The organism is Pseudaeromonas sp. HNCC25DJ182 (assembly GCF_055413365.1).
This window is the reverse complement of record NZ_JBVAYG010000005.1, coordinates 197,539-208,593: the sequence shown is the minus strand read 5'-3', so window position 1 is coordinate 208,593 and position 11,055 is coordinate 197,539. Positions and strand designations below refer to the sequence as shown.

Genomic DNA, 11,055 nt, shown 5'->3' with positions numbered 1-11,055 from the left:
AGGTTGTGATTGCTAAGCCAAAGCTCCGTGACGCGCCGCATCCTCTACGGACTCTGACCAGGCAGCAGCATAGCGGCCGCCTTGCGCCATCAGGCTGGCATGGCTGCCCTGCTCGACGATCTGACCCTCTTCCAGCACCAGGATCCGATCCGCCTGGCGCGCCGCACTGAATCTGTGGGTCACGAGCAGTATGGTGCGTCCCTGAGCCCACTGCCGCAACCGGGCAAACCAATCCATTTCCGACCAGCCATCCAGCGCACTAGTCGGCTCATCCAGCAAAATAATCTCGCACTCTCCCAGCAGCACCCGAGCCAGACACAACCGCTGCCACTCACCACCACTGAGATCAACCCCGCCAAACAAGCGCCCGAGCGGAGTATGCACACCTGCGGATAACCCTTGTATCAGGCTCTCCACCCCCGCCGCCTGTAGCGCGGGCTGACAGGCATCCAGCTCCAGCGGCCGATCCAGTACCAGGTTGTCCTGCACTGAGCCCTGGAAACGACTCGGCTCCTGCAACATCAAGCCAATCCGCCGTTGCCGCTCTTCGGCAGTCAACTGATCCAATCGCTGCCCCTGCAACCAGATGGCACCAGCATCCGGCTGATAGAGGCCTGCCAACAGTTTGAGTACTGTGGATTTTCCTGCCCCATTCCCCCCCACCAGCGCACAAATCTCGCCGCGTGGCACTGACCAGGAAAAATTCTGCAGCGAAGCCCGGGGAGCCCCCTCATAACCAAAGCTCACCCGATCAAAACAGATTGCCGCATTGGCATCCGGACAGGGAGCGGCATGCTGTCCAGCGGAGGCGGAATAGCTGGGCGGCCGCAGCAGGAAATCTCGCACCTCATGGAGAAACAGGCCGGCACGGGCCACCCGGATGGCGCTGTCCACTAGCTGGCCCAGCATGCGGATCGCCAACCACAGGGTCTGGGCCCAAATCACCAGATCCGCCACCGAAGATTGCCCAGACTTCCAGCTCTGATAGAGACGGCCAGCGGTCCATAGCAGGCCACACCCCAGCAACAAGGCACCGAGTAGATTGACCCACCAACCCTGATTATCCAGCCGCCGCTGCATCTGCTGCTGAGCCTGCTGGGCCTGCAAGAATCGTTGCCGGAAGTACTCCCCCAGACCGAACAAGCGCACATCGGCGGCATGCAGCCGATCGGTCAGCACATAACTCAAGTAATTGGCCTGTCGCTGCAGCTGGCTCAATCGTTTGTGATGATCGACCCGGCGCACGGCATGCCACAGCCCGACCGCCAATGCCAGGCATGCCGCCAATCCCAAGCCAAGCAGAATATCGGGACGGTAATAGAAGATGCCACCGGCAATCAGCGTCAGGAACAAGATCCCATGAACCAGCTGCCCCAGATGTTCCACCAGCAACAGCGGCTGACTCAGCAAATCGGCCCGCACCCGGTGGATGCGATCATAGGTGGCACGCCGATCCAGCAACTCGAACGGCAGCGCCGTGACCACGCTATGCAGCTGATCCTGCATCCGGATCTGGAATTGCTCGGCCAAACGGCCATGGAGCCACTGTTTGCTTTGTGTCAGCAGGGGTAACAGCACGAACGAGAGCGCCAGTCCGGCCATCAGCGGCAGCAAGTTATCCGGTTGCCCTTGCTGGAGTCGTTGTAATAGCCGATGCAGCAACGCCAGCACGGCAAAAGGTGCGGCCGCCGAGAGAAACAGCAAGCCCAGCCAGCCCCATAACCAGCGAGCACCCGCCGCCTGCAGCTGGCGGATCCCCCAGCCACAATCGATGAACCATTCGCGCAGTCGCTCAGGCATCAATCCGCCTGCCGAATCAATAAACCGACCGCCAGCAGGCGTTCGATAAAGGGCGCGGAATCCTGGCGGCATTGTGCTTCGGTAATCCCGTACTCCGCCGCCAACTGACCATACAGGGAGTCCTCCTCCTGCGGAGTTTCCAGTAATTGCCAGATGGCCAGTCCGCTATCCTTCAGGCTGTAGTACTTGCCGGTTTCCAAATCCATAAACACCTGCTCACCATTCAACTCGGTGCTCGGCACGGCCGGATTACGTTGCAACTTCATCTGTGTCTCCTGTGACAAACCACGACGGGACGGACATCCCACTCTTCCCTCATGCCAGGCAAGAGAATGTCGCCATCGCTGGCACAGACTCGTTCCCTTCCGCTATGATGCCGGCTCATACTAACGAGCCTACATTCTGTTAACAATGTTTGCCTTCTTGCATCACCCCCGTTCGCCCCTGACACCCAAGCTCTGCGAGCAGTTGCACCTCTTGTTTGCCGCGCGAGGCCCACTGCAGCAGCGGGTGGACGAACCGGCGAATACCACTCTGTTCGCGGCAGTACCGCACAGCGAGTGGGACGATCCGCGACAAGCTCGTATCTATGAATCGGATGAGTGGCTAATAGTTGCCTGGGCGCGACTGGACCAGCCGGAGCAGCTGGCACAACAGCTCGGCATTCCTCATGGCAAAATACCCGATGCCGAGCTGATCGGTCACTATTGGGCCCGTTTCGGCGTGGAAGGACTGCCCGCGATCTATGGGGATTTCTCCTTCGCGGCCTGGCATCGCCGCGACCGGACACTGCATCTGGTGGTGGATCATCTCGGCAGCCAACCGCTGTTTTACTATCAAAACGCCGAGGTGTTGCTGGCCAGCCCACAGCGCCAGGCACTGCTGTTGCATCCCCAAGTACCAAAACAACTTAATCCACGGGCACTTGCCGAGCTGGTGACTGCCCATATGCCGAAAGACGACCCCTGGTCTGCATTGCAGCATGTGCCCGGCGGGCATAGGGTCATATTGCAAGCCGGAGCCGAACCCCGTCTTGAGCCTTGGTGGCACCCATCACTGCAGCACAACCTCTATTACCGCAATCCCCACGCCTACGCTGCCGAGGCTCAGGTGTTGTTTGCCCAAGCGATGCAGCATCTGCTGCGCGGCAGGCAACCCATCGCCAGTACCCTCTCCGGTGGGCTCGATTCGTCTCTGGCGACCGCCTATGCCGCCGAGATCCTGGCCCAGCGCGGGCAGACACTGGACAGCTATACCTCGGTGCCCCAACCCGGCGATTACCAGCATATTCAACGGGCGAATTGGGATCTGGACGAGTGGGACCTGACCCGGGAGCTGGCGGCCCGTTACTCGAGTATCCGCCATCACGCGGTACAGGCCGATAGCACCAACCTGTTGGCGAAACTCGGCCAGCAGCAGCAAGGCAGCTGGAATCCGCTGCGTAACTGCGCAAACTACAACTGGCTGGAGCAGATTTATTCTCGCGCCCAGGATCAAGGCTGTGCGATCCTGCTGACCGGAGGCAAAGGCAATGCTTCCTTAAGCTATGCCGGGACTGGCGGTTTGGCGCGCCTGCTACCCCGCGGTCTGCTGGGCTGGGCCTGGCAGCATCTGCGCGGTAAACCGCTGACGCCGCGTCAGTGGTTGGGACTGCTGGCCGAGCTGTGCGGTGTCGCGGCGCCCCTGCGCCAATGGCGCTCCGGCCAACCAACGACCCGGATCCCGGAAGGTCTCAATCCCGAATGGTTGAACCCGCGCTGGCGGCAGGAGGTGGATTTTCATTTCCCGACCCACGCCTCCCGAAAATGGAGCAGCCGGGTCCAATTTTTGACCAGCCCCCACCCTGTGTATGGCCCCAATAGCCTGTGGCAGTTTGATCTGCTCAGCGTCGATCCCTTTGCCGATCGCGCACTGATCGAGCTGCTGTTGCGTTTTCCGCCAGAAGCCTATATCGGACTGGGTTATCCACGCCTGCTGGCCCGATTGGCCGGTGAGGGACGGATACCCGACAGCATCCGCTGGCGCACCCAGCGAGGCGAGCAAGCACCCGACGAAGGATTCTGGATCCAGCGGGATGGAGAACACTATCGGCAAAACTGGACCCGGCTACGCCAGATCCCTGCAGTAGCCGAGTTATTCGATCTGCCCGCTATCGATGCATTGATGACTGACACCACCTGTCGATCAGTTCCGCGCCTCCAGAGCAGCAGTCTGCACCGGATCCTCGACATCGCCCTGTTTATCGAGCAGAGCCAGCAACGCTGGCATGCCGAACTGGATATTTAAGGAAACACCATGCTCACCCTTCCCATTGAAACCTGTGACGTGACCCTGAGCGGTGAGGCAGCAGAGCTATCCGGCCCCTGGCGTCTGGACCGGCCGCACTGGAAAGCGCGCCGGGGTCTGATGTGGATCCGCATTCCTGAGCTTGCCGAATACACGGTCCGGGATGGCCGCCAGGTTGAAATCTATCCGTTATCCAACGAGGCATCTGCACTCAATCTGCAGCACTTTTTGCTATCGACTCCGCTGGCCGCCATCAGCCTGCAACGAGGTGAGCTCCCCCTGCATGCCGCCACCCTGGTCTCCCCCGACCACAACGACGCCATCTTGTTATGTGCTCACTCCGGAACCGGCAAATCGACCACGGCTGCCGCCTTATGCCAACAAGGTTGGCGTTTGATGAACGATGATATCAGCCGTCTGAGCCTGCACGAGGGGCGAATTCAAGTGTGGCCAGGCGTCAACCAGATCCGTTTATGGCCCGAGTCCTGCGAGCTGCTCAGCCTCGACACCGAACAACTGGCGTTCAGTCAGGGCATGAAGAAAAAACTGCTCTGGCAACCGGAAGCCGATACCACACCCCGTCCGGTGCGAGCCATCATAGAGCTGGTGCGGCCACGCAAAGAGGGACTGACCGAACTGGAAACCGGTTGGCAGACCATCAGTGGCAGCGCCGCCATCGGTTTGCTCAAACTGCATACCTTCCGGCCACCGCTGATTGCAGCGTTGGAGGCGAGCTTGAGCCACTTCCAGATCAGTGCCCAACTAGCGCAACAGGTCACCCTGGAACGCCTGACACTGAGCCCGGAGCTGACGCCCCAGCAAGTCGCGGCCCTTATTGCGGAGCGCTGGATATGAGTGCTTCCATGATTTTGCTGGCCAGCTACCCGAAATCCGGCAACACCTGGTTACGCATCCTGCTCTCCAACCTGCTCTATCCAGCGGAAGCTCCGATCTCCATCAACGATATCCGGGTCGGCGGCTTTCACTGCGATCGGCGGGAATTGTTTGACCAACTCTCCCCCTGGGATGCCAGTGATCTGAATTTGGCTCAAGTCGACACCTTTATCCCCGAAGTCTATCGCGAGGCCTTGCAGCAACGTCAGCAGCCGGTGTATCTGAAAACCCATGATATGGCACGCCGAAACCCGCAAGGAGAGTGGATTTTCCCGGGCGACTGCGTGCAGGCCGCCATCCATATCGTCCGTCATCCGCTGGATGTGTTGCCCTCGTACGCCAAGCACTTTGGTTTGAGTCATGCCGAGGCGCTGGAGAGCATGCTGGCACCGGAACAAAGAGTCAGCAAACCCCTGATCCGCGACAAGCGACGATTGCCGGAGCAGCACGGTAGCTGGAAAGAACACACGGCCAGTTGGCAAGATCCGGAGCTGCCCTTCCCGGTCTACCGGGCGCGGTATGAGGATTTGCGCCGTAATCCACAGCAGGAGTTCGGTCGTCTGCTGCGTGACATCGGTCTGAGTTTCAGTGAGCAGGAGCTCGCCACGGCGCTGGAATACAGCAGCTTCCAAGCCTTGCAGCAACAAGAAAGCCACAGCGGGTTCAAGGAGCGGCTACGCAAGAGTGCGGCACCCTTCTTTCGCAAGGGTGTGATTGGCAGTGGCCGTCAGGAAGTAGAGCCAGAATTGCAACAACGCTTGCTTGAGACTCTGGCTACTGAGTTGACGGCCTGGGGATATGATACGGACTAATCGTAACCAGTTGAGATGGCAGAGATCGCAATAGCCTCAACGACTCGCCATTGTGCGCCCTGTCGACAGGCGGAGTTTGTCGATGGCAACACTTTTGCCAATGCCCACTTGCCAAGCAGCACCGTGTGACCCCTTAATGGTGGGGTCATTTTCTGAGGAGGAGTTTGTCGTGAGCCTGGACCCTATCCTCGCCGCCGTTGGTGCTCGTCTGCAACAGCAGCTGGAGCACGATACTTTGGTGTTGCCCAGTCTGCCGGAGACCGCACTGCAAGTGCGCTATCTGGCACAGGATCCCCGCTCCAGTTTGAAACAGATTGCCGATGCCGTCAGCGGGGATCCAGCCATGGCCAGCCAGTTGATGCGCCTGGCGCAGACCCTGCGTTATAGCCATCCCAGCCAGCCGATCACCACGCTGCCGATTGCCATCGCACGCATCGGCTTGCAAGGCACCGTCAATGTGGCGTTGGCATTGGCCATTCAGCAGCTTTTCAGTTTCCATTCCCCCCAGATCCGGCTGCTGTGCCGCGAGATCCAGCAAAAATCGGTGCATCTTAGTCGATTGGCACTTACGATCCATGATATCCAGCAGGCTGAAGCTTCATCTCAAGCGGCTGATTTCATTGTGCTGGCCGCCGTGTTGCTGGATATTGGCTGTCTCCCCTTGCTGGCGGAGCTGGATCAACTGGTCGCCCAAGGCATGCATCTGCCGGAAAACTCCATACTGCTCGCCTGGTGCCAACAATTACGCTTGCCCCTCGGACATGCCATGCTCGAGCAGTGGCAGCTGGATGCCAGTTTTGCCGAACTATTGCCACTCACGCGGACGCCGACTCTACCTGCGGCGGCACGCGCACTGATCCAGGCGCACGACTACTATCAGTGGCGACAGTCATCACCCCAGCAACCGCCACTGGCCGAAGTGCAAACGGAGCAGGCGTTGCACGCACTGCCGGAGGGTGAGGAATTTCAGATGTTGACCGAGTGGCTGGCTCAGAAAAAATAACGGCACCCGAATGTGGGTGCCGAAGAGAAGGCGAGCCGAATTAGACTTGGGCTGAAAAGAGAGAACCCTGCTGATTGGAAACACCGACCATACCATCGATGCGCTGCTGCAGCGGGTTGGTCTTGCTCTTCTCGAGAGTATCCAGCGTCTGGGCGGTTTGGGCCAGTTGCTGACGCTGCTGAACCTCGCGCAGATCACTGACGCTCACCCCAGGATTGCTATTCACATCGCTGCCGGTACTCAGGCTGATGTAGAGATCCACATTGTCCTGCTTGCTTTGTGCCGCAGAGTAGTTAACCAGTGCCGTGCGCTGGGCTGTCTTCTGATCTTCTACCGCCGCCTGGCGGGTCGCCTGGGCATCCTGCACCGCATCCTGTTTGTTATTCTTCTCTTCAGGAGACAAACCGGGTTGCACAGGCAACTGAGCCGGCAGCTGGGTCGGTCTATAGCTGAAGGACGAACTACCATTGATTTGCATGCTGAACCTCGTCATACCCTAAATATCATCAGGCGGGAGTAACCCCGCCTTTTAATTCTAGGGAATCCACTCCCAGAGGGCAAAGAAAACGCTCGCAAATTAGCCGCATGTTAAGACCGTATTCAGCTTGGCAGAGCCGCTTTTATGTCTAAAAAGATTGGCTGTTCATTTGAATCTTCCGTTTCAGGCCGCTACCTGAACCAGCACCTTCTTCTCCCAGCGGCGGCTGCGCCAACGCCAATACATCGCCAGACCCCGGGTCCACTCATCGGCGGCGAACGCCAGCCAGATCCCGACCAGCCCCCAGCCCAGATGCAAACCCAGGAACCAGGCCAGCGGGATCGCGATCCCCCACATCGAGACCAGCGCCATCATCAGCGGAAAACGGGCATCGCCTGTCGCCCGCAGCGAGTTGATCACCACGATATTGAAGGTACGTCCCGGCTCCAGGATCAGACTGATAAAGAACAGCTGGGTCGCCATGGCGACGATATCGGCATCCTCGGTGAACAGACTCATCAGATAGTGGCCACCGCCGAAGGCCATCGGCACCACCACAATCGCGGTCACCAACAGCCCCAGTTTCAGGCTCCGCAGCAGTTGGCGATAGGCCAGTTCAAACTTGCCCGCCCCCACCATATGGCCAATCAGGATCTCGGTACCCAAGCCAATCGAGAGGCCAAACAGCAAGATAAACAAACAGATCTGGAAGAAGAAGGATTGGGTCGCCAACGCCTTATCGCCCATCAGCGCCACGAAGGAGGTCACCACCATGAACTGCAGCATCCAGGAGAGATTTTCCCCGGCAGCGGGTAGACCTATGTGCATGATCTTGCCCAGCACCTCACGCGGCCACTGGAACAGCTGACGAAACACCAGGCGGATACCCGTCCGTTTCTGCAGCAGATACACCAGCAACGCCAGAGCCACCAAACGGCCGACCACGGTACTCCAGGCGACCCCGGCCACCCCCATTTTCGGCAAACCGAAATAGCCAAATAGCAACAGGGCGTTGCCAACGAAGGTGATCAGGTTGGCCACCAGGGTGACATACATAGCCTCCCGGGTATGACCATGGGCGCGCAGCGCGGCGGCCATACACAAGGCGGCAGCCTCGGGCAACAGACACAAACCGATCACCGTCAGATAGACATGCCCGTCGGGCATCAGGTTCTCAGGCATATTCATCAGATGCAGCAAACCATCGGCACCGAAGATCACCGTCAGGGAGCAAATCAGGCCGACCAGCAGATTGAAGCCGATAGCGGTATGCACCACCCGCCGGGTCATGGCCTTGTCACCAGCCCCCAGATACTGGGCGATCACCACACTGGAGCCGATACCGATGAAGTTGAACAGCGTGATACACAGATCCAGGATCTGGTTGCCGACCGCCAGTGCCGCCACCGATTGATACGAGACCTGCCCGACCATGAAGGTATTCAAGGCTCCGGTCAAAAAGTGAAAGGCGATATCGATAAACAGCGGCCAGGTCAGCTGAAACAGCGACCCGGGCTGGGAATGAGCGTTGGCCATAAAATACCTGAAACCCGAACAGAGATGAAAAATGTGATCCGCGGTGGATTAAACGCCAGAGTCTGGCGCAATGCAATCGGAAGCAGGGTGGAGTCTGGGGGTTGACCCGAAGCCGGAAAACCGGACTGTCATGGACAGCCCGGCTCCCGCACCGAACAGTGGCACCGGGTTATTCGCTCTCGGGGGTGCTGACGAAGGCCAGCTTATGCAGGCCATGGCGGGAGGCCATCGCCATCACCTTGGCCACCTGTCCATAATCGACCTGTTGATCCACCTTGAGCTGCAACTCGGGCAAGGGTTGCTGTGCTGCACTCTGGGTCATTAGCGCTTCCAGCTCGGTTTCGCTCTGTACCTTGCCATTCCAGTGCAAGGTGCCATCCGCCGTGATCGCAAGGGTTATATCGGCTGGATCGGGTTGATTCTGCTGACTGCTCGCCTCGGGGAGATCCAGTTTGACGGCATCGGTCAATAACGGTGCGGTAATCATGAACACAATCAGCAACACCAGCATGACATCAATCATGGGGATCATATTGATATCCGACAGTGGCTGATCATCCCCCTCATCGGATAAACGACCAAATGCCATCAGACCACCCCCAGCTCGGCTTCAGGAACGGGTGTTGATCTGGTCTTCGGATGTGCTATCGACGGTTCAACATTCAGCACACCGGAGCCGGTGGTCAACAAGGCAAACAGGTCGTGGGCAAAACCATCCAGAGACGCCAGCTTCATACGGTTCAAGCGGACAAACAGGTTGTAAATCAGCACCGCGGGCAATGCCACCGCCAGGCCGAATCCCGTCATGATCAGCGCCTCACCAACAGGGCCCGCCACCTTGTCCAGACTGCTTTGGCCTGCGGCACCAATCGCCAGCAGCGCATGGTAGATACCCCAGACGGTACCGAACAGGCCGACAAAGGGTGCCGCCGAGCCAACAGAGGCCAGAAACGTCAGCCCGGCCTCCAGACGCAGACGTTCACGGCTGATCGCCTGGCGCAACGCGCGCAACAGGAACTCGTCTGCAGGCCCTAAAATCAGCAGACCCGCTTGGCCATCCCGGCGACTCAGCTGGGCTTTGGCCGCCAGAGCGGCGGCGGCCAGACGCCCATAAGCTTCCTGCGGTTGATGTTCTAGCAGTTGCTGTTCCACGTCCTGGAGATGGCGACTTTGCCAGAAGCGCTGCAAGAACAGTCGGCCGAGCCGTTTTTCTTGCCAACCCACCCAGCTTTTGAGTAACAGGTAGTAACAGGTACCCACCGACATCAACACCAGTAGCACCAACGGCACTAATCCAATACCGCTACTTTGACTCAACAGATGAGCGATGCCCATGGCACCCGGATCCATTGCTTCATTCATGACTTATCTCCTTAATTGAAAAACCACAGGAACTCGTAACCAGGTCTGAAGGGTTTTCTGACCTTGTTTGGCGGGAATAAATCGCCATTTTGCGACCATTTTTCGGGCTGCGGCATCCAGTCGCGGATAACCGCTGCTCGTGAGCAATTCGACGGCTAACGCCTCCCCGGCAGGCGAAACCAGCACTCGCAGCAGCACCTTCCCCTCCTCGCCGAATCGCTGGGAGAGCGGCGGATAGCTGGGCGCCGGATTGCGCAACGACGCCGACTGATACTGGGCCTCCTGAATGGGAGGCGGCGCGGCGGGGCTGGGTTTGGCTTTCGTCACTACGGGCAGCGCAGGTGACGGCTCGACCTGGACCGGAACCGGACGTACGGTTTGCGGACGAGTCACGACTCTGGGTTTTGGCTTGATGACAGGCTTGGGCCTAGCCACCGGTTTCGGTTTGACTACCGGTTTAGGTTTGACGACTGGAACCTCTTTCGGTGGCGGCGCCACCTGGGGTGGTGGACTCACTGGTGGCGCAGGGACTGCCGGCTGAGGTGCCGGTGCAGCCATCCAGCGCACAGCCACCACCTCGGTTTTAGGCAGCGCCAAAGGCTCGGAGCTGGAGTTGAAAAGAGCCACCGCCATCAGCAGATGCAGTAATACCACCAACACGCCACACACCAGTTGGGCACGCCATACGGGGCGGAAGCCACCCACTTGCTGCGTCGATTCGGCACGGTCAACACCCAAGACGACCGCATCGGCTGTGGATATTCTGGCGCGCGGTGCCAGGATTGCCCCCTCATTCCCTAAACGGGTCATGGCAAAGCCATTCATCATCTGCTCCTCGATTCTTATCCGGTCGGCGGCGCTGGCGATATTCGTACGACTCATCA

The 11,055-nt window shown here is 59.0% G+C and carries 11 protein-coding genes; 4 read left to right on the top strand and 7 right to left on the bottom strand.

Features of this window, described 5'->3' with window-relative positions; all coding sequences use genetic code 11:
* Nucleotides 1-12 precede the first annotated feature (12 nt).
* Together ACZYUB_RS06425 and ACZYUB_RS06420 are read right to left on the bottom strand one after the other, a co-directional pair.
* Nucleotides 13-1,800, bottom strand: a complete 1,788-nt coding sequence (locus ACZYUB_RS06425; RefSeq protein WP_463946485.1) for an ABC transporter ATP-binding protein — start codon at nt 1,798-1,800, stop codon at nt 13-15.
* Complete coding sequence (locus ACZYUB_RS06420; protein WP_463946483.1) at nt 1,800-2,066, bottom strand: PqqD family protein; 267 nt, start codon at nt 2,064-2,066, stop codon at nt 1,800-1,802. Before ACZYUB_RS06420 ends, ACZYUB_RS06425 begins: the two co-directional genes overlap by 1 nt.
* Nucleotides 2,067-2,223: 157 nt before the next feature.
* Between ACZYUB_RS06420 and ACZYUB_RS06415 the strand changes: the two genes are divergently transcribed.
* The 4 genes from ACZYUB_RS06415 to ACZYUB_RS06400 all read left to right on the top strand — a co-directional run bounded on the left by ACZYUB_RS06415 (nt 2,224) and on the right by ACZYUB_RS06400 (nt 6,795).
* A complete protein-coding gene (locus ACZYUB_RS06415; RefSeq protein WP_463946481.1) occupies nt 2,224-4,086 on the top strand; it encodes an asparagine synthase-related protein in 1,863 nt (620 codons plus the stop codon).
* 9 nt (nt 4,087-4,095) lie between these two features.
* Complete coding sequence (locus ACZYUB_RS06410; protein ID WP_463946480.1) at nt 4,096-4,941, top strand: hypothetical protein; 846 nt, start codon at nt 4,096-4,098, stop codon at nt 4,939-4,941.
* The gene (locus tag ACZYUB_RS06405; protein ID WP_463946479.1) at nt 4,938-5,792 is read left to right on the top strand and encodes a sulfotransferase domain-containing protein; all 855 of its coding nucleotides are present in this window, start codon (nt 4,938-4,940) and stop codon (nt 5,790-5,792) included. The genes ACZYUB_RS06410 and ACZYUB_RS06405 overlap by 4 nt, the downstream gene beginning before the upstream one ends.
* Before the next feature lie 169 nt (nt 5,793-5,961).
* Nucleotides 5,962-6,795: an HDOD domain-containing protein gene (locus ACZYUB_RS06400; RefSeq protein WP_463946477.1), complete on the top strand. Its 834-nt coding sequence runs from the start codon at nt 5,962-5,964 to the stop codon at nt 6,793-6,795.
* A gap of 40 nt (nt 6,796-6,835) precedes the next feature.
* Here the strand turns inward: ACZYUB_RS06400 and ACZYUB_RS06395 are convergent, their stop codons facing one another.
* The 5 genes from ACZYUB_RS06395 to ACZYUB_RS06375 all read right to left on the bottom strand — a co-directional run bounded on the left by ACZYUB_RS06395 (nt 6,836) and on the right by ACZYUB_RS06375 (nt 11,053).
* Nucleotides 6,836-7,273, bottom strand: a complete 438-nt coding sequence (locus ACZYUB_RS06395) for a hypothetical protein (RefSeq protein WP_463946475.1) — start codon at nt 7,271-7,273, stop codon at nt 6,836-6,838.
* A 183-nt stretch (nt 7,274-7,456) separates the two neighbouring features.
* On the bottom strand, nt 7,457-8,809 hold the full coding sequence (locus tag ACZYUB_RS06390) for an MATE family efflux transporter (protein WP_463946474.1): 1,353 nt from the start codon (nt 8,807-8,809) through the stop codon (nt 7,457-7,459).
* A gap of 169 nt (nt 8,810-8,978) precedes the next feature.
* Nucleotides 8,979-9,398, bottom strand: coding sequence for an ExbD/TolR family protein (locus tag ACZYUB_RS06385; RefSeq protein ID WP_463946472.1), 420 nt, complete (start codon nt 9,396-9,398; stop codon nt 8,979-8,981).
* On the bottom strand, nt 9,398-10,159 hold the full coding sequence (locus tag ACZYUB_RS06380; protein ID WP_463946492.1) for a MotA/TolQ/ExbB proton channel family protein: 762 nt from the start codon (nt 10,157-10,159) through the stop codon (nt 9,398-9,400). Before ACZYUB_RS06380 ends, ACZYUB_RS06385 begins: the two co-directional genes overlap by 1 nt.
* Nucleotides 10,160-10,174: 15 nt before the next feature.
* Nucleotides 10,175-11,053, bottom strand: coding sequence for an energy transducer TonB (locus ACZYUB_RS06375; RefSeq protein WP_463946470.1), 879 nt, complete (start codon nt 11,051-11,053; stop codon nt 10,175-10,177).
* Nucleotides 11,054-11,055: the final 2 nt, after the last annotated feature.

Coding starts and splice junctions, on each gene's coding strand:
- ACZYUB_RS06425 (WP_463946485.1), bottom strand. CDS start 1,800: ATGCCTGAGCGACTGCGCGAATGGTTCATCGATTGTGGCTGGGGGATC.
- ACZYUB_RS06420 (WP_463946483.1), bottom strand. CDS start 2,066: ATGAAGTTGCAACGTAATCCGGCCGTGCCGAGCACCGAGTTGAATGGT.
- ACZYUB_RS06410 (WP_463946480.1), top strand. CDS start 4,096: ATGCTCACCCTTCCCATTGAAACCTGTGACGTGACCCTGAGCGGTGAG.
- ACZYUB_RS06405 (WP_463946479.1), top strand. CDS start 4,938: ATGAGTGCTTCCATGATTTTGCTGGCCAGCTACCCGAAATCCGGCAAC.
- ACZYUB_RS06395 (WP_463946475.1), bottom strand. CDS start 7,273: ATGCAAATCAATGGTAGTTCGTCCTTCAGCTATAGACCGACCCAGCTG.
- ACZYUB_RS06390 (WP_463946474.1), bottom strand. CDS start 8,809: ATGGCCAACGCTCATTCCCAGCCCGGGTCGCTGTTTCAGCTGACCTGG.
- ACZYUB_RS06385 (WP_463946472.1), bottom strand. CDS start 9,398: ATGGCATTTGGTCGTTTATCCGATGAGGGGGATGATCAGCCACTGTCG.
- ACZYUB_RS06380 (WP_463946492.1), bottom strand. CDS start 10,159: ATGGATCCGGGTGCCATGGGCATCGCTCATCTGTTGAGTCAAAGTAGC.
- ACZYUB_RS06375 (WP_463946470.1), bottom strand. CDS start 11,053: ATGAGTCGTACGAATATCGCCAGCGCCGCCGACCGGATAAGAATCGAG.